The organism is Streptomyces sp. NPDC006339, assembly GCF_040612775.1.
GTDB lineage: Bacteria > Actinomycetota > Actinomycetes > Streptomycetales > Streptomycetaceae > Streptomyces.
On the sequence record NZ_JBEXQW010000009.1, the window covers coordinates 154,290 to 181,170 of the forward strand.

Annotated in this window: 20 protein-coding genes and 1 pseudogene; 6 read left to right on the forward strand and 15 right to left on the reverse strand. The window is 75.6% G+C overall.

Annotation, left to right across the window (positions count from 1 at the left end; translation table 11 throughout):
* Positions 1-52 precede the first annotated feature (52 nt).
* The 8 genes from ABZ135_RS10020 to ABZ135_RS10055 form a co-directional block, all read right to left on the reverse strand.
* Positions 53-1,450 carry an MFS transporter gene (locus ABZ135_RS10020; protein WP_356693829.1) on the reverse strand — a complete coding sequence of 466 codons (1,398 nt, stop codon included), beginning with the start codon at positions 1,448-1,450 and terminating at the stop codon, positions 53-55.
* A gap of 303 nt (positions 1,451-1,753) precedes the next feature.
* Positions 1,754-6,607: a NaeI family type II restriction endonuclease gene (locus ABZ135_RS10025; protein WP_356693741.1), complete on the reverse strand. Its 4,854-nt coding sequence runs from the start codon at positions 6,605-6,607 to the stop codon at positions 1,754-1,756.
* Positions 6,600-7,544, reverse strand: a complete 945-nt coding sequence (locus ABZ135_RS10030) for a MoxR family ATPase (RefSeq protein ID WP_356693743.1) — start codon at positions 7,542-7,544, stop codon at positions 6,600-6,602. Before ABZ135_RS10030 ends, ABZ135_RS10025 begins: the two co-directional genes overlap by 8 nt.
* Positions 7,541-9,904 (reverse strand): hypothetical protein, encoded by a 2,364-nt coding sequence (locus tag ABZ135_RS10035; RefSeq protein WP_356693745.1) that lies wholly within the window; start codon positions 9,902-9,904, stop codon positions 7,541-7,543. Before ABZ135_RS10035 ends, ABZ135_RS10030 begins: the two co-directional genes overlap by 4 nt.
* Complete coding sequence (locus ABZ135_RS10040; protein WP_356693747.1) at positions 9,901-10,872, reverse strand: alpha/beta hydrolase; 972 nt, start codon at positions 10,870-10,872, stop codon at positions 9,901-9,903. The genes ABZ135_RS10035 and ABZ135_RS10040 overlap by 4 nt, the downstream gene beginning before the upstream one ends.
* A 226-nt stretch (positions 10,873-11,098) precedes the next feature.
* A complete protein-coding gene (locus ABZ135_RS10045; RefSeq protein ID WP_356693749.1) occupies positions 11,099-11,257 on the reverse strand; it encodes a hypothetical protein in 159 nt (52 codons plus the stop codon).
* 66 nt (positions 11,258-11,323) lie between these two features.
* Positions 11,324-11,623 (reverse strand): hypothetical protein, encoded by a 300-nt coding sequence (locus ABZ135_RS10050; protein ID WP_356693750.1) that lies wholly within the window; start codon positions 11,621-11,623, stop codon positions 11,324-11,326.
* A gap of 367 nt (positions 11,624-11,990) precedes the next feature.
* Positions 11,991-13,193: a cytochrome P450 gene (locus ABZ135_RS10055; RefSeq protein WP_356693752.1), complete on the reverse strand. Its 1,203-nt coding sequence runs from the start codon at positions 13,191-13,193 to the stop codon at positions 11,991-11,993.
* 236 nt (positions 13,194-13,429) lie between these two features.
* Here ABZ135_RS10055 and ABZ135_RS10060 point away from each other — a divergent pair, with 236 nt between their 5' ends.
* Entirely contained in the window at positions 13,430-14,641 is a 1,212-nt protein-coding gene (locus ABZ135_RS10060; RefSeq protein WP_356693754.1) for a cytochrome P450, read from the forward strand.
* Positions 14,638-15,420: a class I SAM-dependent methyltransferase gene (locus ABZ135_RS10065; protein WP_356693756.1), complete on the forward strand. Its 783-nt coding sequence runs from the start codon at positions 14,638-14,640 to the stop codon at positions 15,418-15,420. The genes ABZ135_RS10060 and ABZ135_RS10065 overlap by 4 nt, the downstream gene beginning before the upstream one ends.
* Positions 15,421-15,631: 211 nt before the next feature.
* Here the strand turns inward: ABZ135_RS10065 and opcA are convergent, their stop codons facing one another.
* From opcA to ABZ135_RS10080, 3 genes are all read right to left on the reverse strand, one after another.
* Entirely contained in the window at positions 15,632-16,543 is a 912-nt protein-coding gene (gene opcA / locus ABZ135_RS10070; protein ID WP_356693758.1) for a glucose-6-phosphate dehydrogenase assembly protein OpcA, read from the reverse strand.
* 107 nt (positions 16,544-16,650) lie between these two features.
* Positions 16,651-17,580: an NADP-dependent oxidoreductase gene (locus ABZ135_RS10075; protein WP_356693760.1), complete on the reverse strand. Its 930-nt coding sequence runs from the start codon at positions 17,578-17,580 to the stop codon at positions 16,651-16,653.
* A gap of 4 nt (positions 17,581-17,584) precedes the next feature.
* Positions 17,585-18,187, reverse strand: a complete 603-nt coding sequence (locus ABZ135_RS10080) for a DoxX family protein (protein ID WP_356693762.1) — start codon at positions 18,185-18,187, stop codon at positions 17,585-17,587.
* A gap of 224 nt (positions 18,188-18,411) precedes the next feature.
* On the opposite strand from ABZ135_RS10080, the gene ABZ135_RS10085 reads away from it, so the two are divergent.
* Together ABZ135_RS10085 and ABZ135_RS10090 are read left to right on the forward strand one after the other, a co-directional pair.
* A complete protein-coding gene (locus ABZ135_RS10085; protein ID WP_356693764.1) occupies positions 18,412-19,038 on the forward strand; it encodes an HdeD family acid-resistance protein in 627 nt (208 codons plus the stop codon).
* A gap of 241 nt (positions 19,039-19,279) precedes the next feature.
* Entirely contained in the window at positions 19,280-19,702 is a 423-nt protein-coding gene (locus ABZ135_RS10090) for a DUF350 domain-containing protein (RefSeq protein ID WP_356693766.1), read from the forward strand.
* Positions 19,703-19,817: 115 nt separating this feature from the next.
* On the opposite strand, the gene ABZ135_RS10095 is transcribed toward ABZ135_RS10090, so the two are convergent.
* Positions 19,818-20,288 carry a hypothetical protein gene (locus tag ABZ135_RS10095; RefSeq protein ID WP_356693769.1) on the reverse strand — a complete coding sequence of 157 codons (471 nt, stop codon included), beginning with the start codon at positions 20,286-20,288 and terminating at the stop codon, positions 19,818-19,820.
* The gene (locus tag ABZ135_RS10100) at positions 20,285-21,721 is read right to left on the reverse strand and encodes a WGR domain-containing protein (protein WP_356693771.1); all 1,437 of its coding nucleotides are present in this window, start codon (positions 21,719-21,721) and stop codon (positions 20,285-20,287) included. The genes ABZ135_RS10095 and ABZ135_RS10100 overlap by 4 nt, the downstream gene beginning before the upstream one ends.
* 433 nt (positions 21,722-22,154) lie before the next feature.
* On the opposite strand from ABZ135_RS10100, the pseudogene ABZ135_RS10105 reads away from it, so the two are divergent.
* Positions 22,155-23,027, forward strand: a pseudogene (locus ABZ135_RS10105) (SPFH domain-containing protein); the annotation flags it as partial.
* Between the two features lie 6 nt (positions 23,028-23,033).
* Positions 23,034-24,038 carry a M23 family metallopeptidase gene (locus ABZ135_RS10110; protein ID WP_356693773.1) on the forward strand — a complete coding sequence of 335 codons (1,005 nt, stop codon included), beginning with the start codon at positions 23,034-23,036 and terminating at the stop codon, positions 24,036-24,038.
* 25 nt (positions 24,039-24,063) lie between these two features.
* Here ABZ135_RS10110 and ABZ135_RS10115 read toward each other — a convergent pair whose 3' ends face one another.
* The gene (locus tag ABZ135_RS10115; RefSeq protein ID WP_356693775.1) at positions 24,064-24,942 is read right to left on the reverse strand and encodes an alpha/beta hydrolase; all 879 of its coding nucleotides are present in this window, start codon (positions 24,940-24,942) and stop codon (positions 24,064-24,066) included.
* Positions 24,943-25,552: 610 nt separating this feature from the next.
* Positions 25,553-26,836: an ROK family transcriptional regulator gene (locus ABZ135_RS10120; RefSeq protein WP_356693777.1), complete on the reverse strand. Its 1,284-nt coding sequence runs from the start codon at positions 26,834-26,836 to the stop codon at positions 25,553-25,555.
* Positions 26,837-26,881: the final 45 nt, after the last annotated feature.

Here is a 26,881-nt window from a genome sequence, read left to right on the forward strand (position 1 = left end):
GGCGTCGGCGTCGGGGTCGGGGTCGGGGTCGGGGTCGGGGTCGTACGGATGGTCAGGTCATGTGTCCGGCTCGGTCGCGCGGGCGGTCGGCGCGGCGGCGGGCGGCGGTCGCGGCGATCAGCAGGATCAGTGCGCCGCAGCAGGCCAGGCCGTGGAAGAGGCCCACGACCGCGAGGGCGGGCCATGCCTCCAGGGCGGCCGCGGCGCCGACCGTGCCGAGGGTGAATCCGGAGGTCTCGGCCGTCGCGGACAGGCCGAAGAGGCGGCTGCGCTCGCGGTCGGGCGCCGCCTGGAGGCGGGAGGTGTAGACGATCTCGGTGATCCCGTCCGCGAGGCCCGCGAGTCCGGCGACCACGGTCAGCAGGAGGGGCGCGGGGCCGGTGAAGGCCAGGACGAAGCTCACGGACATCGCGCAGGTGCCGAGGGCGAAAGCCAGGGTGCCGCCGTGCCCTTCGGCGACGGCTGCCTGACGGCGTTTCAGGATCTGGTGGGCCACGAGGGTGCCGGCGGCCCAGGACGCCCAGAACTGGGTCATGAAGAGGGCGGGGTTCCCGGGCGTGCGGAGCTCGGCGACGAGGGGCAGGGCGACGTTGTGCGAGGCGGAGGCCAGGGCGTCGACGCCGCGGAGCACGACCATGCCGAGCAGCAGGGCGGGCACGGCGGTCATGACCCGCAGGAGGGTCGCGGACTCCGGCCGCCGCCCGGCGGTCCCCGCCGCCTCGCCGGCGTCGGTCCCGCCGTGCCGCGCGCGTTCCCCGGCTTCCCCGCCCTCCTCGGCCGCCCGCCCGGTCGACGGGGTCTCCCGGGTCTCCCCCGCCTCTCCTCTCTCCCCCGTCTCCTCGGTCCGTACGCGGAGGCGGAGCATGACCGCGGCCGACACCAGGAAGGTGACCCCGTTCACGGCGAACGCGGCACCGTGGCCGGCGAAGCCCACGACGGGCGCGGCGGAGGCGAACCCGGCCACGGTGGCGAGGGAACGCGCCGTCACCAGACGGCCGTTGGCCCGCACCCGCGCCTCGGCGCCCACGATCACCGGGATCGCGCTGCGCAGGGCCACGTTGAAGAAGGTGGTGCCGGCGCCGAGGACGCTCACCACGAGGGCGAGCAGCCAGACGGGCACCGCGCGGCCGTGGACGACCAGGGTCGCCATGGCCGCGGCCTGGCACAGGTCCGCCGTGATCATCATGCGTCGGCGGCCGATCCGGGCGGCCAGCGTACCGGCGCCGAGCCCGGCCAGCAGACCGGCGAACAGCCGAAGGGCCATCAGCAGTCCCAGGCCGAGGCCGCTGCCGGTGACCGCGTAGACGAACAGGCTCAGGGCGATGAGGTTGAGGCAGTTGCCGTAGGAGGAAATCGCGTAGGCCGCCACGACCGCGCGCAGGCGGCCCTCCTCGCGGGGAACGGGAGTTCCGCGCGGGGGTCGCCCGGTGACCGTGGCGGCCCGGCGTATCACCTGACGCACCATCACGAGGGACCGCCGCGCCCGGCCTGCGGACGACGACGCGCGGGAAGCACGGGACGGAGGCTACCAAGCGATCACCGCGAAAGGGAGTGCCTCCTGAGAGAGGGCCTCCTTAGGGACGGGGACGCGGAGCTTCACCCGCACGTCCCGTCACCGCGCGCGGTCGGTGCCGGCCGGCACGCGTCGCGCCGGCAGACACCAGCGCGTCCGCAGGCCGGCAAACCGCCGGTCAAGGCGCGCGTGCCGTCAGCGGCCGTCAGCGCGTCCGCACGCGCGTCGCTCCGGCGCACGTCAGCGCGTCCGCAGGCCGGGGAATCCGCCGGTCAGCGGCGCGCGTTCGTCCTCGTCGCCGGCGACGACCCAGGCGACGCCGTCGACGACAACCGACGGCCGGCCGCCGTGCTCCGGTCGCCGCCGGGCGAGTGGCACGCACACGTACTCCCCCGGCTCCGGTACGGGCAGCCGCAGGGCCTCCGCCGTGGCCCGGCCCCGCGCGTTGGCCGCCAGGAGCAGTAGCCCGTCCTCGCGGAGCTCCGCGCCCGCGAGGCGCACCACCCATTCCCTGTCCCAGACGGTCTCCCGCATCAGGGGCCGCAGCGCGGAGGCGGGGACGGTGCGGAGCGGGGTCCGGCGGAAGAGTTCGGCGACGCGCCGCACTTCGTCCTGGTGCGCGAGGACGGCGGCGCGGTCCTCGGGGGCGAGGCCGAGGAGGACGTTCTCGGGCAGCGGCGCGTCCCGGTGCAGCCAGAGCACCGCACCGGGTGTCAGAGGCCCCTCCTTGGCCCGGACGAGTCCGGCCGACCAGCGGGCCGTCCGCTCGTCGGGGTGGACGAGCAGGGACGCGGAGCCCTCCGCCTCCGGCTCGGACGGTGTCTCGCCCGGGCCGTCGAGGACGAGCCTCACCCGGAACGTCACCGCTCCCTGCGGTCGCTCCCACACCAGGTGCGGGCCTCCGGAGCGGGAGACCGGCCCGAACGGCAGGACGTCGCACAGGGCGCGCGCGAACTCGCCGTCCAGCAGCCGCCGTTCGGTCTCGTCCAGCTCCCGGACGTCGATCCGTCCGGTGCGCCAGGTGCCGAGGGCGGCGTCGAGGCAGCGTCGCAGGATCCCCGCGAGGGTCCGCCCGTCGGGGTCGAGCTCGTTGAACGCGCGTGCCAGGGCGAGGAGTTCGGCGTCGTACGCGGACAGGTCGACGCGCGGGACGAGGATCACGCACACCACCTCGCCCGAGCGGCTGCGCACCTCGCGCGGGGCGAACCGACCGGTCAGGGCGCCGTCGTCGTCCTCGCGCGCCAGGGTCTCGTACGCCTCCGGGGAGACGCAGAGCACGATGTCGTCCGGGTAGTTGCCCGCCACGCGGACGAAGTCCGCCGAGCGCAGCATCGTCCGGGTGTACTCCACGGCGACGTCGGCGTCCGGGTCGAGCCCCACCGGGCCCCGGTGCACGGCGAGTCGCGGGACACCCCGCGGGCGGGCGGGGTGTGCCCACCGCGGCAGCGCCTCGGTGAGGTCGCGCAGGAGCGGGCCGACCGGCACGTCGCCGTCGACGAGCAGCAGCAGGCAGTCGTCGAACGTCCGGGTCCGGAAGCGGCCGGGTCCGACGAGCGGATGGTCGCCGAGCAGGTCGTCCATGGCCCGCGCCCGGCGGTTGGCGGGGGCGCCGACCGCGATGACGGTCGTCGCCTCTCCCCGTGCGATACGGAGCAGTCGCCGGGCCTCCTCCCGGGCGGCCCGGCCCGCCTCGCCCGGGTCGCGGTGGGCGTCGAGGAGGGCGAGGGCCTGCCGTGCCGCCGCCTCGGCCTCCTCGGGGCGGTCGAGCCGGAGCAGGCTCGTCGCGGCGCGGACAAGCGCCCCGGCCTGGTCGAGGCGCAGGCCCCAGGCCCGATAGTGGTCGGCCAACTGTCGTCTGACCCTCAGCACTTGCTCCTGCTCGCCGCAGGCGGCCAGGGCCTCTTCGAGGCAGAGCAGCACCTCCCGGGCATCGGCCCTCAGGTCGCCGCCGACGTGTGCCAGGGCCCGCTCGGCCCAGGCCACGGCCTCCCACGCCCCGTCGTCGGGCCGCAGGGCGAGCACGAGCCGGGCGAGCAGGAGGGCGGCCGTCCCGTACGTGGCGGGGTCGCCCTCCAGGCGGGAGAGCCCCGCCTCCTCCAGGATGTCCCAGGCGGTGTCGGGCCGGCCCGCCGTGTACTCGGCCAGCGCGAGGGCGAGCGTCGCCCGGCCCCGCGCCTGGCCGTCGTCCGGGGTGCCGGACGCGGCCAGTGCCCTGGCGGCCCGGAGGAAGCGGTCGGGGTGGAGCCGGGCCGCGTCCGCCTCGTGGAGGAGCAGCAGCGTCTCGGCGTCCACGCCGGAGAAGGCGAGCGCGTTGGGCACCCACACCTCGGGCCGGGGCGCGCCGGCGGCGGGGATCCGCAGCCGCTGGGGCAGTCGGCCGTCCGGGTACCGGTCGAGGTATAGGGCGGCGGCGGCCCGGCGGTAGAAGGGGCCGATCCGCGCGCGGGCCACGTCCCGCCGGGCCTCGTAGCCTTCGAGGCGGGCGAGCTCGGTCTCGACGACGGCGGGGAGGGCGTACCGGCCGGGGCCGGGGTGTTCCAGCAGCCCTTCGCGTACGAGGCCGTCGAGCTCGGCGGTGACGCGGCCGGGCTCGGCGCGCAGCACGCTCGCGGCCTCTTCGCGGGTGAGTTCCCCGGCGGCGGCGACCGCGAGACCGACGAGGGTGGTGGCGCGGCCCCTGGCCAGGTCGCCGAGCCAGAGGCGTACGGCGCTCGCCGGGTTCTCGGCGCGGCCCGTGTCGCGCCACTGGGCGGCGTACCGCCCGGCCTTGGGCACCACCATGGGGTCGCGCGAGCCGAGGGCGCCGCCGAGGATGCGGAGGGTGAGCGGCCACCAGGCGCCGCGCGCGGCGGGCTCGCCGGTGCCTTCGCCGGACACGGCGAGCAGGCGGGCCGCGTCCTGCCCGGTGAGCGGCGGCAGTTCGACGAGGGCGGGGCCGTCGCCGTCGCCGTCACGTGGGTCCGGCCGCCGCCGGGAGGTGAGGAGCACGGCGCAGCCCTCGGGCGGTTCGAACCACAGCGGCGGGTGCCCGGCGGGGCCGTCGACGTCGTCCAGGACGAGCAGCACCCGGCGTCCCACCAGCAGGTGGTGCAGGAGCGCGCCGAGGTCGGCCGCGGGGCGCGCGCCCTCGTCGGGGAGGCTGTCGCGGGAGCCGGTGAGGGCGCGCAGCACACGGTGCAGCGCCGACTCCATGGACACCGGGTGGCGGGTGGAGGCGCGCAGCGGCACGTACAGGACGCCGTCGGGGAAGTGCCGCCGTACGCGGTGGGCGACGTGCAGGGCCAGGGCCGTCCGGCCGGCGCCGGGGGCGTCGTCCTGGGCGACGAGGCAGACCGCCCGTACGGCGCCGGAGCTCAGGTCGCCGACGAGCCGGTCGGCGAGGTCGCCGTGACCGATGTACGGGTCGGGGGCCGGGGGCAGGCTCGTCCCGGCCGCCGTCTCGGTGTCCGCCGCCGGCGCGGTCCCGGCCTCGTCCGTTCCGGCGTCCTCCGTGCCTGCCTCGTCCGGTGTCGTGGCGCCGGGGTTCGCCGGCCCGGGTTCCGCGAGGCCCAGGAATTCCAGCGTCCGGCGGGAGGCGCGCGCGAACGCCTCCTGCTCGGCCGCCAGGTCGCGGGGGCCGTCGCCGTCGCGGACGACCGAGGGCAGGCGGCCGCGGCCGCCGCCCCGGGAGGCGAGGTGGCGGTCGAGGGCCTGGTGGAGGGCCCACACCTCGTGGGCGGGGAGCTCTTCGCCCAGGACGGCCTGGGCGTCGGGCGGCAGGATCAGTTCGACGGTCCCGCCCTCCTCGCGCTCCACGACGTCGAAGACACCGCTGGTGACGACCTCGGCCACGTCCGCCGTCACCGCCTCCGGCACCCTGTTCTCGCGGACCAGGTGCAGCAGCCGGAGGCTCAGCCGGTCGAAGGGGGCGCAGAGGACGGCGAGTCGGGCCGCCCGGGGTGAGGCGGTGCGCAGGAAGCGGCGGGTGAGCTCGGCGCGCGGGAGAGGGGTGGTGGGCGGCCGGGCGGGGCCGGTGGCGGCGCGGCCGGTGGGCGGGACGAGGACGGCGGTGCAGCCCTCCGGGTCGCCGCGCATCAGCGTGCGCGACCAGCGGCCGAGGGAGTGCGGGGTGAGGGAGAGGACGGGGATCGGCAGCCAGGTGCCGTCGTCCCCGGTTCCCCCGGTGCCCGGCAGCGGCGGCGGTACGACGGGGACGCGGCTGCGGTGGGTGCCGGGGGCGGCCGGGGTGAAGCGGGCGGTGGGCAGGTTGAGGCCGCCGCGTCGCCACAGTTTGGTGGGCAGCGGGTTGAGCAGGGCGGTGGGGTGGGCGCCGGCCCACTCCCTGAGGAGGTGCCAGACGGCGGGGCGGCGCCAGGCGTCGGCCATGCAGTCGGAGACCACGACGACGAGCCGGCGTCCGTCGGCCGAGCGGAGCGGGCCGGGGGCGCGGGGCGCGCCGGTCGGGTCGAAGGTGAGGTCGGTGACCTGGAGGGTGCGGAAGGCGCCGAGGCGGTCGAGGACGGCGGTGAACTCCGCGACGGTCTCGCTCCAGACCCGCATGCCGGGTGAGCCGTCGACGACGAGGACCAGGTCGAACCAGCGCTCGGGCGCGGCCTTGAGGACCGGGATCAGTTCGCCGCTGCGGGCGTAGCCGTCGACGGTGGCGTCGATGTCGAGGGCGCTGCGGCGGCCTTCCGGCCAGCGCCGTTTCCAGGGGCGCAGGGCGCGGGTGAGTTCGAGGGGGCGGGGCAGGCCGCCGGTGTGGGGTGCGGCGACGGCGTGGCCGCGGATCGGGACGGTGCTGCCGGGGAGCCGCTCGTGCAGGGGCCGGGTGGTGGGGGTGACGGTGTCCGGCGTGCGGGGCCGGGGGGCCGGGGCGGGCGGCGGCTCCTGGGTGGGGGTGTTCTCGGGGGAGGTGACGGGCGGCTCGGGGAGCTGCCGCCCGGGCCGCTTCCGATCCGTCGCCGGCGGTTCCGTTACGGGGCCGGGCCCCGGCTCCTGCCGCCGGCCGGCCATGAGGGCGGCCAGCCACAGCGCCTCCGCGAGTGCGGTGCCGTCCAGTTCGGGGGCGGTGGTGCGCAGCGCGGAGAGCAGCCGGGGCAGTGGATCAGGCATGGGACAGCTCGCGCAGGATGAGGTCCTCGACCGCCTGGCGGCGTGCCTCGTCGGGGGCGTCGGTGCCGGACAGGAGGTGGACGGCGTTGAGGAGCTGGTCGACGGCGAGGCTCTCGCCGGCGCTGAGGCGTTCCAGGAAGGTGGTGACGAGCCGGCCGGCCTCGGGGGTGCCGGCGGTGCCCGCGCCCATGTGGGCCTCGACGATGCGCAGCAGGGTCTCGGGGGTGGGCAGGGGCATGGTGTAGCGGACGCAGCGGCGCAGGAAGGCGGCGGGGAAGTCGCGTTCGCCGTTGCTGGTCATGACGATGAAGGGGAACTCGGTGCACTGCACGCGGCCGCGGTGCACCTCGTGGTGCCGGTCGCCCTGCCATTCCCGTACGGCGACGACGTCCGTTCCGTAGCGGGCGAGTTCGGGGATCTCGAACTCGCCGCGTTCCAGGACGTCGAGGAGGTCGCTGGGCAGGTCGAGGTCGCTCTTGTCGATCTCGTCGACGAGGAGGGCGCGGGGCCGTTCGGCGGGCAGCAGGGCGGTGCCGAGGGGGCCCATGCGCAGGAAGGGGGCGATGTCGTCGGCGCCGGTGGCACCCTGGAGGCGCTGGGCGTGGATGCGGCCGAGGGCGTCGTAGCGGTAGAGGGCGTCGGCGAGGTTGCTGCGGGAGGTGATGTGCCAGCGCAGCACGGTGCCGAGGTCGAGTTCGGCGGCGACCTGTTCAATGACCGTGGACTTGCCGGAACCGGCGGGTCCGGTGATCAGCAGGGGGCGGCGCAGCGCGAGCGCGGCGTTGACGGCCTCCACGAGGCCGGGCGGGGGCACGAACTGGCGGTGCAGGGAGCGGCGCGGGAACTCCCGCCACGGCGGGGCCGGGGGGAGTTCGACGCGGTCGGCGGCCCCGGCGGGCGGGGTGCCGTGGCCGGCGTAGAAGGGCTGCCAGGTCATGCGGGTTCCTCCCCGTGCGTCGGGAGCGGTTCCGGGCGGAACCCTTCCCGCTCGATGTCGTCGTGATGCGCGTGCCCCAGGCCGGAAGGCCCCGGGGCCGCGGAGGCGTGGCCGGTGTGGTCGGAAGCCGTGTGGTCCGGGGCGGTGTACGCGTCGCCGGTGTACGCGTGGGCGGTGTGCTCCCGGTCGAACCAGGCACAGAATTCCAGCCACTCGGGTCCGTCCCAGACGGTACGGAGCCCGGCGAGGTGGTGCAGGCCGCCGCCGTCGGCGGCGTGGGCGTGGTCGTCGGGGGCCGAGCAGGCGCTCCACTTCTCCCGGTAGGCGCGGCAGAACCCGGTGGGCAGCAGGTGCCAGTGGCGGTCCACGGCGCGCCGTACGGGTGCGGGCACGGGGGTGCCGGCGGGGCGGGCCGGGTCGTCGTCGGGCCACAGGACGATGGGTGAGGAGGCCAGCAGGGTCTCCATCAGCTCGCCGAGCCGCTCGGGCCGGTGGGCCAGGGCGAGGGCGCGGGTGCGGGGGGTGCCGGCCAGGCGGGCGCGCAGTTCGGGCAGGCGGCGGGTGTCGGTCTCGCCGAGCCAGTCGACGCGGCTGCCGTCGGGGCCGGGCCCCTGGTCGATGGCCTTGAGGATGTCGCGGGCCTGGTCGTTGATCCACCACAGGTGGTCGGGTGGCTGGATCCGGTCGCTCCAGCGCAGCACCACGTCGTAGCGGGTGCCGAGGCGGATGCCGAAGTCGGTCTCCTCGGGCCGCCAGCCGGCGAGCAGCGGGGCGGGGGCGGCGATCTCCACCCGGCGCAGCGGCGTGTCCAGGGTCCGGGCGAGTCCGGAGGCCCAGCGCAGCACTCCGCCGAGGGTGCGTTCGGTGCCGGCGCGGTCCTGGGTGGGGCAGGGGAACTCCTCGCGGTGGCGGACGGTGCCGCCGTCCAGGAGCCAGGCCGCGAGCGTGTCGGGCCATTCGTCGCCGACGGCGGCGTGCAGGCTGACGACGAGCCGGAGCCGCATCTCCTGGGTGCGTTCCGCGAGCCGGGCGAAGGCGTCGTTGAGGTCGATGACGGCGCCGGTCTCCTTCGCCCAGGCCCGCAGGGCCGGTTCCTGCGGGTCGACCTCGGTCTCGCGGGCCAGCAGGGCGATGAACTCGGCGAGCGGTCCGGTGCGGCTGCGGCCGGCGCGCGGGGCGCGCAGCAGCAGGTGTTCGACGGCGTCGCGGAGCAGGTCCGTGCCGGTGGAGTCCGGGAGCGGGGCGGACGGGGCGGCCTCGACGGCGGCGAGGCCGCGGCGCAGCAGCGTGGTGGTGAGGGCGGCGCCGGGCCAGGCGGCGAGCAGGTCGACGGTCCGGGCGGCGTCCCGCAGGGCGTCCAGGACGCCCTGGGCCCATTGCCGTTCGGGGGCGGGCAGGGCTTCGACGCGTCCGCGCAGGGCGTCCAGGTCGTGGGGGTGGAGTGCGCCGTCGGCCACAGCGGCACCGCCGCCGGTCTCGCCCCCGGCTCCGGGTGCCTCGCAGGCACTGGGTCCGTCTCCCCCTGCGTCGCCGGCACCACCGCCCGCCTCGTCGCCGCCTCCGGTGCCGTTCAGGGGGCGCAGGGCGCGGGCGAGCTCGGCCCGGCCGATCGGGCCGAGCGGGGAGCCGGCGCGGTGTACGGCGTGGCGGGCGTTGCGGGCGAGCCAGAGCGGTCCGGTGGCGAACTGGGCGCCGTCGTAGTCGACGTGCTGGACGGCCTGTCCGAGGGCGCCGCCGTCCTCCCGTACGGCCCGGGCGACGACGGCCGCGGTCAGGGTCTCGCCCGCGTCGGGGATGCCCTGGTGGAGCACCTTGACGAGGGTGGTGCTGAAGCGGAGGGCGTATGCCTCCTCGTCGGCGGCGGCGCCCATGAGCAGGGACAGGCGGGTGTCGCCGCGCCGGATGCCGCCGGCGAGGGACTTCAGGTCGGGCACGGCGTTTCCGGCGTGGCAGGTGTCGACGAGGGTGACGAGACCGTCGAGGCCGGTGCTGTCGAGGAGCCCGCCGAGCAGCGAGCCGACGTCGACGGCGCTGAGCGGGTCCTCGGCGCGGGAGTCGCCGGCCATGAAGTACAAGCGGGTGCCGGCGGCCATGCCGTGGCCGAGGAAGGCGAGGACGAGGACCGCGCCGGCCTCGGCGGCGGTGCGGCCGGCCCGGCGTACGGCGGTCTCGATCCGCTGCTGGGTGAGGTCGGGGCCGTAGAGGAGGGTGGGGCCCTGCGCCGGGTCCTTCTCGCAGGCGCCGGCCCAGGGCGTGGTGAGGGTGTCGTGCAGGGAGCGGGCGGCCCGTTCGAGGTCGGTGAGCAGGCCGAGTTCGGGGCACTGGGCCCCGATCACGAGCACGTGCCGCGGTGCGCTCATCGCTCCGCGACGGTGGTGAGCGCTTCGACGAGGGGGCCGGCGACGGCGGGCTGGGCCAGGTACTTGGCGGCCGGGTGCACCCAGGCTCCGTCGGAGTCGACGCGGCTGCTCGCGGGCACGACGGCGTCGGCGTTGGGCCGTACGAAGCGCTCCAGGAGGGGGCGGGCGGCCACGATGTCGTCGCGGTCCCAGAAGTTGAGCCAGCGGCGGACGGAGTCCGGCGTGCCGAGGGGATGCGGGCGGACGCGGGGCCCGACGGCGGTGCGGATGCCGAGCGGCGAGCCGAGGGTGACGAACAGGGGGACGTCGGCGGCCTGTTCGTGCAGGGTCTCCAGGGCGACGACGGTGCCGAGGGAGTGGGCGACGACGATGTTGGGTCCTTCGGGGTCCAGGCAGTCGGCGACCCGGGCCCGGATCCGCTGGTCGAGGGTGGTGGCGCCGTCGGCCTCGCCGCGGTTGAGGTAGCGGGCGACCTGGCCGAGCATGCCGACGGTGGCGCGGGCGCTGAGCCAGCCGCCGACGGAGCGCAGGCCGGGCACGGCGAGCAGGCTGGTGACGGCGTTGACCGCGCGCCGGGCGGGCGCGCCGGCGCCCTGGGCGCCCGCGGGCGGGACGAGCCGGGTGCGGGCGGCGTGCAGGGCGCGGGCCTCGGCCGGGTCGAGGGCGGGGGCGAGGGAAGGGTCGGCGAGCCGTTCGTCGACGGCTTCGAGGAGCAGCGCGGCGAGCAGTTCGTCGTCCTGGTCCTCGGTGGTTCCGGCGGCTCCGCCCTGGGCTCCGGCGGTACGGAACAGGTCGCCGTAGTAGGCGAAGCGGGCGTCGGCGCCCCAGCCGGCGGTCAGCGCCGAGACGTGGGCGGAGTGTCCTGCGGCGCGGGCGCCCGCGGCGACGGCCCGCAGCCATTCGTCCAGGTCGGCGGCGGGGTCGCGGGGACCGCCGATGCCGTGGACGAAGACCAGGCGAGGCTTCATGGATCCCCCGTTCGACGCGTTGTTCCGCGGGCGATCCTCGCCGGTGGGGCGGGGCCGGAGCAAGCCGCGGGGGCGGCACCAGCGGGTCTCGGCCAACTACCCGCGCAGCTTGGCGAGATGTACACGGTCCGCCCCGCCGTCCGGGGGCGGCGGGAGCCGCCCGGTCGAAGGCCGGACCGCATGCGGCGGCCCGGGGCCCGTGGGGTGGGCGCGCGGCTCGGGTGGTTCAGGGGCGTCGGCGGCGCTTGGTCTTCGCCGTGATCCGGTCCCGCAGGAGCCGTTGGTAGTCGTCGTAGCGCTCTCCGCCGAGGCCGAAGCCCGCGCAGATCTCGGCCACGTTCTCGGCGTCCTCGGCGTCGCCGCTGAGTCCGAGGTGGGCGAGCACCCAGAAACCCCGGTCGGCGGCGGCCCGGCACTCCTCCTCGATCGTCCGGGACGGGTCCTGATGGGCTTAGTGGCATCCGGACATGTACCAGAGCGTCTGCAGCAGCACTCCGCGCGCGAGCGGCGAGGGGCCGGAGGCGAGGGCGGCGAGGATCACGGCGACCGCCGGCGGCGAGCACGGGAAGAGGGTGCCGTTGAGTTCGACGTGGTCCTCGAGGGTGTAGCCGATCATGTCGCGGGGTGTCCGCGCCTCCAGGATCGTCTCGAACATCAGCGGCAGGTGCTCCGCGTCGTCGCCGCACCCGCAGCGCAGCGACGCCCAGTCGTGCCGGGCGAGTTCGGCCCGTACGAGCTCACCGATCGCCATCCTTCCCCTCCCCTCACCCGGTCTTCGGCGCCCGCCCCGGGTCTCCCACCCTCTCATCGTCCGGTGTTCCGGAAGGCGCGGCGGACGGCCGGGAGATCGCGCCCGCGTCCCAAGGCCCCACCGGCGGTACGACCACGGGTGGGCCCGGGTCCGGGCGGTACGGCCCCTGGTGCCCGGGCGCGTGGCCGTGGCCCTCGCGCGGTCGGGCGCGAGGGCCACGGCTCATGGAGCGGCGCCGCCCGCCCGTGGGCCGGGCGGCGCGGTGGTCAGGTTCAGTGCCAGTACTTCATGTCCGTACCTCCTCCTCGGCGAAGGGCGGGCCTCACAGGCCCGGTGCGTCGCACGGCCGGTGCTCAGTGCCAGTACTTCATGTCCTGACCTCCTCCTCCGTCCCGGGGCGCAGCGTCACCTCGAAGCGGTCGAGTCCGCGCAGGGTGAGGTTGCGCCGGTGGTGTGGTTCCGCGACCGCCCGCGCCTCGGGGTGGTCCGTGGCGAGGGTCCCGAGGACCGATCCGGCGAGCCGGATCGCCATGGACGCGCCCAGGCAGGCGTGGGCCCCGCGGCCGAACCCGAGGTGGGGGTTCGGGGCGCGGTCGAGTCGCAGCTCGGTGGGGCGGGCGAAGCGCAGCGGGTCGTGGTTGGCCGCGCCGAGGAGGAGGGTGACCGGGTCGCCCGCCCTGACGGTGACGCCCGCGATGTCGGTGTCGGTGACGCAGACCCGGGCGTCGGCCTGGACGGGGGCGTCGAAGCGGACGAGCTCGTCGACGGCGGTGGCCGGTCCGGCGGCGCGGAAGGCGGCGAGGGCGCCGGGGGTGGTGAGCAGGGCCGCGGCGGCGTTGCCGAGGAGCCGTGAGGCGGACTCGTATCCGGCGTGGAGGACGGCGCGCAGGCTGTTGCGGAGGACGGCCGGCTCGACGCCGCTGTCGTCGGCGTGCGCGGCGACGTAGGCGATGAGGCCGTGCTCGGGCGGGTCGGCGAGCCAGCCGCCGGCGTACGCGGCGAGTTCGGCGCGGGCGGCGACGGCGGGTTCGTGCTTCTCCGGCCAGAGCCCGGCGTCCATGCCGTCGACGATGGTGCGGGACATGGGAACGAAGTGGCCGAAATCGGGGGCGGGCACGCCGAGGAAGTCGGTGACGAAGTGCAGCGCGAGCGGTTCGGCGAGCTCGCCGACGAGGTCGAAGGAGGGCCGTCGGGCCAGGTCGGCGAGGAGTTCGCGGACCCGGTGGTCGAGGCGCGCGGCGAGGGCGTGCCGGTCCTGGGCGCGGAAGCCGTCGAGGAGCAGGTGCCGGATGGCGGTGTGCTCAGGCGGGTCGAGGGTCTGGACGCTGAGCAGCGGGTCCGGGACATCCTCGCCGGCCCGGCGCCAGTCGGAGGCGAAGCGGGCGCTGTCGGTGAGGACGGCGAGGCAGTCGGCGTGCCGGGTGAGGACCCAGGAGCCGAGGGGCTCGTGCCAGAAGACGGGGGTGTTTTCACGCAACTCGGCATATGCCGGGTAGGGGTTCCGGAGCAGCTCGGGACGGGCGAGTCGCAGGAGCGGATCGGCCTTCGCCGTCTGGTCGAGCGGTGTCACGAAACGTCTCTCCCTGCGCAGTAGGGCCTGGTCCAGGCCGCAAATGCTTGCGGTTGAGCAGTGCGGAACAAACGTTTCGCCGGTGGGCGACGCCGTTCCGCGGGTAATCCTCCGTGCCGATGGCCGGTGACGCTACCACGCAACTTCCGTGGCTGGTATGACTACCTGCCACGGATCTTTCCCACGCCCACGGGGAGTAGCGGATGTCGGATCAAGGCCGGACCATCGTTCACGATGTGCCGCTGAACGTCGCTCAACAGCCCGATCCCTACCCGCTGTTCGAGCGGATCCGGGAGCACGGGGTGGTGCAGCGCGTTCGGCTGAATCCCACCCTTGAAGTCTGGATGGTCACGGGCTACGACGAGGCGGTGGCCGCACTCACCGATCCCCGGCTGAGCAGCAGCCCCGCCGGGGTGAACGGGCTGGCCGAGGAGATGGCCCACCAGGAGCGGACCAACGTCCTGATGGCCAGCATGCTCGTGGCCGACGGCTCGGACCACACCCGTCTGCGCAACCTGGTCTCCAAAGCCTTCACCGCCCGCCGGATCGAGGCGCTCGCGCCGCGCATCCAGGCGCACACGGACGCCTTCCTCGACGCCTTCGCCGCGCGCGGCACGGCCGATCTGGTGGCCGAGTTCGCCCTGCCGCTGCCGATGGCGGTGCTCGGCGAGCTCATCGGCATCCCGGAGGAGGGCCGGCCGGACTTCGCCCGGCTCGCGGTCGGTCTGATCATGCCGCCCAACACTCCGGAGCGGCTCGCGAAGGGGGCCAGGGCGCGGGCCGAACTCACCGCGTTCTACGAGCCGTTGATCGCCCTGCGGAAGCGGGAACCGCGCGACGACCTGCTGAGCGCACTGTGCGCGGCGCAGGCGGAGGAGAAGATCAGCGATCGTGAACTGACCGCGATGGCCATCCTGTTGACGCTGGCCGGGCACGAGACCACGGCGAGCCTCATCGCCAACGGTGTGCACGCCCTGCTGCGCCACCCCGACCAGTTCGCCGCCCTGCGCGACGATCCGGCGCTGCTGCCGGGGGCGATCGAGGAGCTGCTGCGCTACGAGGGGCCGGTGAGCCGTGGGGTCGCGCGGTTCACCACCGACACGTTCGAGATCGGCGGCGTCACCATCCCGGCCGGGGAGATGATCATCATCGGTCTCGCGGCGGCCAACCGCGATCCGGGCCGCTTCGACCGGCCGGACATCCTCGACGTGGCCCGCCGCGAGATGCCGCAACAACTCGCTTTCGGCCATGGCGTGCACTTCTGTCTGGGGGCGCCGCTCGCCCGCGCGGAGGCCCGCATCGCGCTCGGCACCCTGCTGCGCCGCTTCCCGGACCTGCGGCTGACCGACCCGGACGAGGACCTGACCCGCCGCGAGGGCATCCTGCGCGGGATGGCCACGCTGCCGGTCAGTTTCACGCCGGTGGCGCCGAGCGGCAGCGCCGCGTGAGCGGCGGAGGGCCGACCCCGGGCCGCACCGCCGCGTTCGACGCCATCGCGCCCACCTATGACGCCTCCCGGGGCGGGACCGCGCGGGCCGCCGGCTTCGCCGGGCAGCTCGCGCCGCTGCTCGACCCTGCCGAGCCGGTGCTCGACATCGGCGTCGGCACCGGGATCGTGGCGGCCGAACTGACCGCGCGCGGCCACCGGGTGTACGGGGTCGACCTCTCCCCCGGCATGCTGGCCCACGCCCGCGAGCGGCTCGGCCCCCGGGTCGCGGTCGGCGACGCGGGCCGGCTTCCGGTCCGTACGGCCTCGGTCGCGCAGGCCGTGTCGACCTGGCTGCTGCACGCCGGCCCGGACCCGCGCGCGGTGTTCCGCGAGGTGGCGCGGGTGCTGCGGCCCGGCGGCCGCTATCTGGTGATCCCGGCCCGCGGCATGCGCCCCACGGACGACATCGGCCGGATCGTGGGCGAGCTCGAGGACCGCCTCGACCCGTCCGGCACCCGCCAGGACGGCCCGGCTCTCCTCGCCCCCCTCGCGTCCGCCCACGGCCTGGCCTACGAGGGGACGGCGAGCGAACGGCCCACCGTCTTCCGGGTGTCCCCCACCGACATGGCCCGCGCGATCGAGGGCGGCCGCCTCTTCACCGGCGCCTGGCAGGTCGCCGACGCGGACCTGCCCCTCGTGACCCACGCCTGCGCGCGCCTCCGCGCCCTCCCGGACCCGGAGCTGCCCCGGGTCCGGGAGATGGCCGACTTCGTGATGGTCTTCCGCCGGGCGGGGTGACGCCATCGGCCCACGTCGACCGTGAGGTGCGGCGTGCCGTCGGCCGCGCGGAACACCGCGTGCCGCAGGGTGGGTTCGTCGTACGAGGACACAGCGAGCGTGCACCAACGCTGCTCTTGCCCTGGCCGCGCCGTCGGGTGCGGCAGGAGCCGGCTTCGCCACCCGCTCGGTGAGCGGGCGCGGGTACGGCTTCCGCGGGCCGGGGGCTCCGCTAGCGGCCGTGGCGCAGGGCCGACTCGTATGCCTCGTCGGGGTCCAGGCGGCGGAGCTCCTCCGCGATGAGTTCGGCGGTGGTGCGCACCTTGAGGGCCATGACGCGGCTCGGCTGGCCCGGGATGGCGAGGTGGGCGACCGGGCCTTCGGGGCGGTCGATGCGGATCTCGCCGTCGGGGGTGCCCATGCGGACGGCCGTGACGACGGGGCCGTCGCTGACGACCCGTTCGACCGGGACGTCGAGGCGCTGCTCGAACCAGCGGGCGAGGAGTTCCGCGCTGGGGTTCTCCGCCTCGCTCTCGACGGCGGCCGAGGTCACCGTCGTACGGGCCTGGTCGAGGGCGGCGGCGAGGAGTGAGCGCCAGGGGGTGAGCCGGGTCCAGGCGAGGTCCGTGTCGCCGGGCGCGTAGGCGGCGGCGCGGGTCGAGAGCGCGCCGAGCGGGTCCTCGACGGCGTAGGCGTCGGTGATACGGCGCTGGGCGAGGGAGCCCAGCGGGTCCCGGGAGGGGACGTCGGGGGCGTCGACCGGCCACCAGACGACGACGGGCGCGTCGGGCAGCAGCAGCGGCAGGACGACGGAGTCGGCGCGGCGGGCGACTTCGCCGTGAAGCCGCAGCAGCACGGTCTCGCCGGCGCCCGCGTCGGTGCCGACGCGGACCTCGGCGTCGAGGCGGGGCTCGTTGCGTGCGCGCGGGGAGCGGGCGTGGCGCTTGATGACGACCAGGGTGCGGGAAGGGTGCTCACGGGACGCCTCGTTGGCCGCTCTCACGGAGTCGTAGGCGTTCTCCTCGTCGGTGACGATGACGAGGGTGAGGACCATGCCGACGGCGGGGGTGCCGACGGCACGGCGGGCCTGCAGGATCGCCTTGTTGATCTTGCTGGAGTTGGTGTCCGTGAGGTCGATCTTCATGACCGGCACCGGTTCCTTCCGTCGCGTGCGCACATGTCGCGGCTCTCCCCCTGCTCTCCCCGTAGCACCGGATCGGCTCCGGATCTTCCCCCAGGGTATGCGGGCGCTCAGGACTCGCCGACCGAGAGCACCAGCTTGCCCCGTGTGTGCCCTTCGCTGTTCAGCCGCCACGCCTCGGCGGCCTCCCGCAGCGGCAGGACCTTCTCGACGAAGACGGTGAGGCGGCCCTCGTCGGCGAGCGCGGCCAGGGTGGCGAGGCCCATGCCGTCGGGCCGTACCCACACGTAGTGGCCGCCGAGCGCGGCGGCCCGGTGGTCGGCGACCGAGACCAAGCGCTCCGGGGAGCGCAGCAGTTCCACGGAGACGTCCAGCGACTCGCCGCCGACGAAGTCGAGGGCGACGTCGACGCCGTCGGGGGCGAGCTCCCGGACGCGGTCGGCGAGACCGGGTCCGTACGCGACGGGTTCGGCGCCGAGTCCGCGCAGGAAGTCGTGGTTGGCGGGGCTCGCGGTGCCGATCACGCGCGCGTCGCGGGCGAGGAGGATCTGGGTGGCGAGGGAGCCCACTCCCCCGGCGGCGGCGTGCACGAGCACGGTGTCGCCGGCGCCCGCGCCGACCCGGTCGGCGGCCTGCAGGGCGGTGAGCCCGGCGAGCGGCAGGCCCGCCGCCTGCGCCCAGCTCAGGGAGCGGGGCTTGCGGGCGAGCATGCGCACGGAGGCGGCGACCTGCTCCGCGTAACCGCCGTGTTCAGCACTGTCCTTGCGGATGTAGCCGAACACCTCGTCGCCCGGGGCGAATTCGGGCGAGTCGAGTCCGTTGCGGGCCACGACGCCGGCGATGTCCCAGCCGGGGATCATCGGGAAGTGCGCGACCATGATGGCGTCGAGGCCGCCGGCGGCGAGCTTCCAGTCGACGGGGTTGACCCCGGCGGCCTCGACCCGCACGAGGACCTCGCCGGGCGCGACCTTGGGTTCGGGCAGCTCCGTGAGGGCGAGCTGGTCGGGGCCGCCGTAGGCGGGCAGGGTCATGGCCTTCACGGCGTCACCGCTCCGTCTCGCGGGCGGTGCCGTGCTGGGGCTCCGGCTCGGTGTCCGGTTCGGCGTCCTGCCGGGCGTCCTGCCGGGCGTCCTCCTCGGGGGCGGCGATGGACTGGGCCCGGCGGCCGACGACGGCGGCGGCGGCGAGCGCCGTGCCGATGAAGGCGGTGGCGACCACCCAGGGGCGGTCGAGCACATGGCCGGTGGCGTGGTCGAGGGAGTAACGGCCCGCTCCGGTGACCCCGATGGCGGCGGCCGTGAAGCCGAGGAAGGCCGGGTACTCGTAACCCCCGCTCATCGCGAAGAAGCCCGAGGGCGCGTGGACGGAGACGGCGCCGGCCATGGCGCCCGCCGCCGCGGCGCCGGCCGCCGGGGTGGCGAGGCCCAGGGCGAGCAGGGCACCGCCGCCCGCCTCGCCGAGCCCGGCGGCGACGGCGCTCTGCCGGCCCGGCGAGAAGCCCATGGCCTCCATGGCCTGGGTGGTGCCCTCGATGCCACCGCCGCCGAACCAGCCGAAGAGCTTCTGGGCACCGTGCGCGGCGAGCACGGCGCCGGTGCCGACCCGCAGGACGAGCAGACCGAGGTCGCGGCGGTTGAGAGCGGTCATGGGGGATCTCCCGGTAGGGACGCGGGCGCGGCGGGTGTGCGCGCCCTCCACAGTCGTCCTCCACTCTGCGCCGTGCGGACGCGCGAGCCGATGCGTTGTTCGTCCATACAGGTCATGTTTTGCGGCATTCGACCCGTACTGCTTGAGTGAAGGCGCTGGTGATCGCTGGTGACCGCTGGTGACGGCCCGACGTCGGCAGGGCCGGAGAGGACGGGAGTACCGCCATGGCACAGACGCATGAACGCCCTCCGCACACGGGGCCGTCTCCGGACGCGCGCGAGGACCTGCCGCCCGGGCCGCTGGGCCTGCTGGCCGGCAGCGCCTGGCAGGCACTGCTGCTCGCCGGTGTCGCCGCCCTGGTCCTGGGAGTGCTCGTCCTGGTGTGGCCGGGCGCCTCGCTGGTCGCCGCCGGTGTGCTCTTCGGTCTCTACCTGCTGTTCAGCGGCGTGCTGCAACTGGTCGCCGCCTTCGGCACACATGCCCGGACCTCGCTGCGGGTGATGGCGTTCATCAGCGGCGCCCTGGCGATCCTGCTCGGCCTGTTCTGCTTCCGGGGCGCGATGCAGTCGATCCTGCTGCTGGCGCTGTGGATCGGGATCGGCTGGCTGTTCCGCGGGATCACGCAGACGGTGGCGGCCGCCTCCGACCCGGCGATGCCGGCCCGGGGCTGGCAGGTCTTCCTGGGGATCGTCAGCGCGCTCGCCGGCGTGGTGCTGATCGTCTCGCCGCTCGAGTCGGTGGCGGTGCTCACCCTGCTGGGCGGGATCTGGCTGCTGGCGGTCGGCGCGGCCGAGATCGCGACCGCCTTCCAGGTGCGGTCGCGCGCCAAGCACCTTCCGCCGGGCGTCTGAGCGGCCCGCGCGTCCCGGCCGCCGGTGCGTCGTCCCGGTGTCGCGAGCTCCGGGCGCCGCCGGTACGGCGAGGGCCAGGTACCGCGAGGGCCCCGGTGCGGTGAGGGCCCGGGTGCCGCGAGGGCCCCGGTGCGGTGAGGGCCGAGGGCCGCCCGGCCCGGGCCCGCGGCCCCTGCGCTACATTTTGCCGGTCCTTGACCGCGATCACTCACGATCACTTCCCTTCCGGAGCCGGCATTCCATGAGCGACATCGTCAACGGCCTGGGCCGGACGGCGGCCTACGGCGCCCTCGGCGTCGTCCTGCTGATCCTCGGCATCGTCCTGGTCGACCTCCTGACGCCGGGCAAGCTCGGCCGGCAGATCTGGGAGGACCGCAACCGCAACGCCGCGGTCCTGCTGAGCTCCGCGCTCCTCGGCATCGGCGCCATCGTCTTCACCTCGATCTGGACGACGTACGAGGACTTCGGCAAGGGCCTGGTGTCCACGGCCGCGTTCGGGCTGCTCGGGCTCGCGATGATGGCGGTGGCGTTCTGGGTGGTGGACCTGGTGACCCCGGGCAAGCTGGGCAAGACCCTGGTCGACCCGGAACCGCACCCGGCGGTATGGGTGACGGCCTCCTGCAACCTCGCGGTGGCGGCGGTCATGTCCGCCTCCATCGCCTAGGCGCGCCCGCACACCCGACGGCGACCCGCCCGACCGGACCGCGAACCCGGCCCGCGCGACCGTTCAGCCCGACCGGACCGCAAGATCGGAGAAGCGCCGCGCCCGGGGGCGGGGTTCAGTCGGGCGGCCCGGCAGGCTCGACCTCCAGGAAGCGGTGTCTGCGGGGACCGCGGTAGAGCAGGGCGTCCCAGCCGAGGCGGGTGAGGGCGGACGCGCAGGCGGTGAGGGCGGCTTCTTCCTGCTGGGCGACGCCGGAGGCGGGCGGGCCCAGCCATTCGACGACCGCGGTACCGGGGCGTTCGCCCGGCGTGACGCGGTAGCCGGTGGCGACGCGGGCGCCGGAGGCGTCGACCGCCGACGGAGGCTGCTTCGCCGCCTCCAGGGCCAGGGCCACCGCGCGGACCGGCTGTCGGCGTTCCCACGCGGCGGGCCGGGCGGCGGGGTCGCCGCCGTCCTGACCGTGGGACACGCGGCGGATCTGCAACAGCCCTTCGAAGGCGGCCCGCACCTCGCGGGAGCGCTGCTCCGCCTCGCCCTCGGGCAGCGGCGGCCCGTCGCCCGTGGCCGCCTCGAAGCCGCCGCTCACAGCAGCCGCCTGATGTCGCCGCGGACCCGGTAGAAGCCGCCGGAGGCGGGGTGCAGGGAGTCGACCACGTAACGCGCGCCGGGCTCCCGGATGGCCCGCGGGAACTGCACGTTCCACCCCGGCTCGTAGCCTTCGGTCACCACCTGCACGCGGGTCCTTCCGCCCTCCTGGACGCACTCGACGACGACGGAGCCGGCCGGGACGGCGCGGACCGCGTCGACGGCGGCGACCGTGGTCGCCGGGGCGTAGGTGGGCAGCGCGGCGGCGAGCTTGATGTCCTGGGCGACCGGGACGGTGCCCTGCTGGGCGGCGGCGATGGCGGCCTCGCTCGCGTCCACGCACACCAGCGAACCGTCCGTGGTCACCAGGTAGAGGCGCTCGTCGCGGTACTGCATGGAGAGGGCCGAGCCGCCGCCGGTGCCCAGCTTCCACAGCCGGGTGCCGTCCTCGGCGAAGCAGTAGACCGACGAGGCGTTGTCGCCGGCGAAGACGAACCGGCCGCCGGGCGAGGTCGCGCACGAGTACACGGGGCTGTCACAGCCGTAGACCGCCTCGGTCCTGCCGTCCTTCTTGGCGAGGCGGTGCACCTTGCGGCGGGCCGTGCCCGCGTACACGGAGGCGTCCTCCTGCCAGCCGAAGAGCACCCCGCCCTCGGTCGGGGTGTGCCAGAGCTCGCCGCCGCCGTCGGGGGCGTAGGCGGTGACGCCCCGGCTGTCCCCGTAGTGGACGGCGTGGGAGTCCGCGCGGACCATCCAGGCGTGCTCGCCGCGGCCGGAGCGCGCCCACTGGTGCTCGTCCTCGTGGTCGATGACCGTCAGCCGGCCGGAGCGGTCGGCGACGTTGAGCACGCCCTCGTGGATGTCCAGCCAGAAGATGTCGACGTCGGCGGCGATGTCGTAGGCGGCGAAGGGCAGCTTGGACGACAGGTCGTAGACCCGGCCGTCGTCGCAGCCCGCGTAGATCCAGAAGTCGTCGGCCACCAGGCACTTGACGCCGTCGGGCAGGCTGAAGCGGGCCTGGACCTCGCCGGTGTGGCCGAGGGTGAAGACCTCGCCCGCCTGGTTGCCGACCCAGCAGCGCTCGTCGTCGACGTGGATGCCGAAGGCCGCGGAGCCGGTGCGGAAGCGCCACAGGACGGGGGCGACCGCGCGGGCGGTGGACGGGGCGGAGCTGACCGCGCGGCGGGACACGGCGCGCGGGGCGCGCTGTCCCTGGACCGCCGGAGCGTATCCCTTCCGGACCTTCTCCCCTATCTTCTTCGCCGCCGCGGCCCGGGCCTTCTCGGCCGTCGGGAAGGTCGAGGTCTGCGTCTGCCCGTCCGCGCCGATCCGTCCGTAACGGACCGACACCACCGTGCCGTCGACGGTCACTTCGTAGAACTTGTGCGCGCCGCCGCCGTCCTGGGACAGCTCGAGATAGGTCTTCGTCGTCATGTCGAGAACGGTAGGGGGACCCACTGACAACGCCCCTTCACGCGCGATCGGCCGGGGACCAAAGTCCGCCCGATTCAGGACTTTCGTCGCGGCATTCCGGACATTAACCCCTGTGACGATGGGTTCTGAAGATCATCCGACACGTCGTCACCCCGTCACCGCGTCGGGGGACGGCCGGAAGGGCCTCATGACCGAGCCACCGAAGCGGCCCCTGCCCGTGCGCGTGCGTTTCCACACCGACGGCATACCGATGGACGACCTGTTCCGGGCCGCCCCCACGACTCCGCCGACCACCGCGCCGACGACCACCGTCTCGACGACCAAAGCACCGACGACCAAGGCACCGAAGACCAGCGTGCCGACGACCAGGGCAGCGAAGATGACGGCACCGGCGGCCACGGCCCCCGGCCGCCCGCTGCGGCCGCCGCCCGAGGAGCCCGACCTCGTGGAGCGGCCCGGCCCCGCGCTGCCGGGCTGGTGCGCCGTTCTCGTCGCCCTCGCGTCGCTCGGCGCGGCGGCCGCGCTGCTGTGGCCGGCCCGTCCGCCGCGCCCGGTGCACCTGCCGCCGTGGCAGTGGGCCGTCCTCGCCTGCTGCGCCGTCGTCACGGTGGTCGCCCTCGGCGGCCTCACCCGGGGCCGCACCGGCACCGCGTGGGTGCTGACGCTCTTCGGCCGCTACCGGGGCAGTGTCCGGCGCACCGGCCTGGTGTGGATCAGCCCGTTCGTGCTGCGGCGCCGGATCGACGTACGGCTGCGGCACTGGCGCAGCGAGCCGATCGCCGTGGTCGACGCCGAGGGGGCGGCGCTGCGGGTCGTGGTGCTCGTCGTCTGGTCGGTGCGGGACACCGCACGGGCGCTGCTGGCGGTGGACGACCACCTGGAGTATCTGCGCGAGCAAGTGGAGGCGGCCACCGCGCGGGTGCTGTCGCAGTTGCCGGCGGACGCGTTCCGGGACGACGGGCCTTCGCTGCGGGACGCGGAGGCGGTCGGCGACCGGCTGACCCGGCTGCTTGCGGCGGAGTGCCGGCCGGTCGGCGTCGCGGTCTTCTCGGCGCAGCCGACCCGCATCGAGTACGCGCCGGAGGTCGCGGCGGCGATGAGGCGGCGGCAGCTCGCGGCGATCGACGCGAAGCACCGGGACACGGTGCTGACGAGCGTGATCGACGCCGTGGACGACACGGTGACCCGGCTGACGGCCCGTGGGCTGGTCGAGCTCGACGACTTCGAACGCCAGGCCCTCGTCAAGGATCTGACGGTGGCCTTCTGCACGCGACGTGGCGGACTGCCCGAACAGAGTCAGGAGTGATGAGCGATGCTGGACACGACCGATCTGGAGACGCCCCGGTTCACCGACGTGATACCGGGGGGCGGCTGCGCCTGCCCGGGCTGCGCGGCGGCCCGGACCGCCGCCCGCGCCGCGCGCGGCGGCGGTCACGCCGGGCTGCGGGGCGTACGCGGCACCGTCGTCGCGACGCTCGGGGCGGTGGCCCTCGCGGGCACCGCCGCGGGTCCGGCGACCGCCGAACCGGCACCCTCGCACGCCGGCTGGGACGGCTCCCGCTACTGGTTCCGGAACGAGGCCGGGCAGTGGCGCTGGACCCGCCACCACGCCACGTACGCCCAGCGGACCGGCGGCGACGCGGCACACCGACCGGCCGCCTCCCCCGCCCGCCGCACCGGCGAGCCGGTGTTCCGCGGCCGCCAGGGCTGGGACGCCCGGGACCGCGTGTACTGGTACAGGAGCGGCGGCCACTGGTACTGGACCGCTCACGCGTGGAAGTACGAGCAGCGCACGGGCGCGAAGGCCGGCGGCGCGGCGTCCAAGGGCGGGGCGTCCAAGGATGGGAGGCCCAAGAGCGGGGGGTTCAACGACGGTTCCTCCCGGGGCGGTTCGACGACCGCTCCGGCGACGCCGGGCTGGACGGCGCCGGTCTCGTCGTACGTCTTCACCGGCTCCTACGGGCAGCGCGGAAGCTGGTCGAAGGGCTACCACACGGGCCAGGACTTCGCGGTGCCGTCGGGCACCACCGTCCGCGCGGTCGGCCCCGGCCGGGTCGTCCGCACGGGATACAGCGGCAGTTACGGCTACGAGGTGGTGATCCGGCACCCTGACGGGCGCTACAGCCAGTACGCGCATCTGTCCCGTATCGACGTGTCGGTGGGCCAGAGCGTCGCGGCCGGCCGGCGCATCGCCCTGTCGGGCGCGACGGGCCGGGTGACCGGTCCGCACCTGCACTTCGAGGTGCGGACCACGCCGTACTTCGGCTCGGACGTCCCCCCGCTCGCGTATCTGCGGGCGCACGGGGTGCGCGTCTAGCGGACGGCCACGACCTGACGGGGCGTCAGCCAGTGATGCGCTCGATCCAGGCGGTCAGGTCGGCGACGACCTCGTCCCGGTTGGTCTCGTTGAGCACCTCGTGGCGGGCGCCCTCGTACGCGCGGTACGTGACGTCGGTGAGCCCCGCCTCGCGGTAGCGGGAGACCAGCAGGTCGGAGAGGGCGAGGCGGGCGTTGAGCGGGTCCCGGTCGCCGACCATGACGTAGAGCGGCAGTCCGGCCGGGATGCCCTCCGGGGCGGCCAGCCGGCCGGCCGCGGCTCCCATGTCGGCCATGCCCCGGTCGTCGGCGGCGAAGCCGCACAGCGGGTCGGCGAGGTAGCGGTCGACCTGTTCCTCGTCGCGGCTGAGCCAGTCGGCGTCGGTACGGGCGGGCGCGAAGGCGGCGTTGAAGGCGTCGAAGACACCACCGCCGCCTCCGGTTCCGCCCTGCCGCGCGGCCTGCTCCGCCGCCTCGACGAGGGCGACGACGAGCCGGTCGACCGCGGTGGTGCCGGAGAGGGCGACGCCGTCGACGAGTGCGGCGTGGTCGAGCAGGTACTGCTGCACGGCGAAGGAGCCCATGCTGTGGCCCAGCAGGATCACGGGGAGACCGGGGTGGCGCTCGCGGGCGATGCGGGTGAGGGCCGCGATGTCGGCGACGAGGAGGTTCCAGCCGTCGTCGCCGAGCACGCCGGGCCCCGCGTGCATGGACAGCCCGTGGCCCCGGTGGTCGCCCGCGTAGACGGCGTAGCCGCGCCCGGTGAGGTGCTCGGCGAGCGGGGCGTAGCGCCCGGCGTGCTCGCCCATGCCGTGCGCGATCTGCACGACACCGCGGGCCGGACCGGCCGGCTGCCACACGTGGACGTGGATCTCGACGCCGTCCTGCGAGGTGAAGGTGAACACGAGTGACTCCTGTGGCACATGCCGGGCGGGCCCACGGTCCCGACTCGGGGGCGACGCGGCCACCGTAGGGGGTGTTCGGCATTGCCGAACACCCCCGCCCGGCGGTGATCCCCATCACGCCGCCGCGCCAAGCCACCTGACTCACGCGGGGGCACCACCTCGGGCCATCCGCGCCCCGCCGGGCCACCACGACGTCCGGGGCCCACCGGTGGAGGCCCGGCCGTGCGGCAGCCGCGCGACCGGAAGGCACCGCCCGGCGACAGGTCGCCCGGCTCGTACGCCGACGGGCCGGCGCCCCGACGGTCGGCCACGCACCGGGGGACGCCCGATCGCCGTGGGCGCGCCCCGGCACCGGCCGCAAGCGGGTCGCGCCGCCCGGCGGCCCCACGCCACCCGCCACCCGGCCCCCGGCACACGCGGACCACACCAAGCGGCGGCCCACGCCACCCGGCACCCACCGCCGTACCCCGGGACCCACCGGCCAAGACCCGGCCGTGCGGCACCCGCGCCACCCGGAGGCACCGCCCACCGGCAGTGCCCAGCCCCGCCCAGCCCGTCGGCCGGACGGCAGTCCCCAACCCAGCCCAGCCCGTCGGCCGGACGGTGGCGCTCAGCTCGGGGAACCGCCGTACGCCAGGGGGTCGGACAGGATGTCGTGGAGGACCAGGGCCGCGGCGCCGCGGGCGGCGTCGGCGGTGGTGGTGGCGGGGCGGAGGCGGCCCTTGGTGGGGGTCCAGAGGCCGGAGACGACGCGGGGGGCGAGCTCCGCCTCGGCGGCCGGGGCGAGCCAGCGCATGAGGCGCGGGTAGATGCCGCCGAGGACCACGGCCTGGGGGTCGAGGAGGTTGACCGCGCCGGAGACGGCGACGCCGAGCATCCGGCCGGCCTGGTCGAGCGCGGCGAGGGTCCGCGGTTCCCCCGCCTCCGCGCGGCGCACGAGACCGTCGACCCCGCGCGCCCCGGCGGCGCGCAGCAACGCGGACTGGCCCGCGTACCGTTCGAGGCAGCCGTTCGATCCGCAGCGGCAGCGCGGGCCGTCGGGCACGACGGTGAGGTGGCCGATCTCGCCGGCGAAGCCGTGGGCGCCGCGGAGGAGCCGGCCGTCCACGACGAGCGCTCCGCCCACGCCGATCTCGCCGGTGACGTGCAGGAAGGTGCGGATGTCGCCGAGGTCGCCGAACCACAGCTCGGCCAGGGCGGCGACGTTGGCCTCGTTGTCGGAGGCGACGGGCAGGGCGGGGGCGCCGGGCGGCCGGGCGGCGAGGAGCGCGCGGGCGAACAGCTCGTCCGCGTCGACCCGGTTCCAGCCGAGGTTGGGGGCCTGGTGGACGGTGCCGCCGGCGACCAGGCCGGGCAGCGCGAGCCGTACGCCGGTCGGCCGCAGATCCCGCTCCGCGGCCTCCGCGAGGACCTCGGCGGCGATGCCGGCGGCCCGGCGCAGCACCTCGACGGGGGCGAGGACGCGGTTGTCGAGCGGCATGGTGCGGCGGACCCGGTCGGCTCCGGTGAGGTCGGCGACGCACACGCTCACGTAGTCGACGTTGAGCTCGACGCCGAGGCCGGCGGGCCCGGTCGTGGCGGGTTTGAGGACCGTGCCGGGGCGGCCCGCCTGGCCGCTGAAGGTCTTGCCCGACTCGACGAGCAGCCCCAGTTCCAGGAGCTGTTCGACCAGCGAGGAGACGGCGGCGCGGGTGAGGCCGACGCGGGCCGCGACCGCGGCACGGGTCGTCTCGCCGCTCTCGTGCACGGTGCGCAGCACGAGGCTCAGGTTGTGCCGGCGCACGCCCGCCTTGTCGGCCTTGGGCGACGACGGCCGCTCGGCTCGCTCGGCACGCTCGGCTCGCTCGGCACGCTCGGCACGCTCGGCTCGCTGGGGTCCCCGGGGACTGGTCATCGTGCGGAGAGCCTAACCGGAGAGCGGCGGCACGTCCCGTGCGCC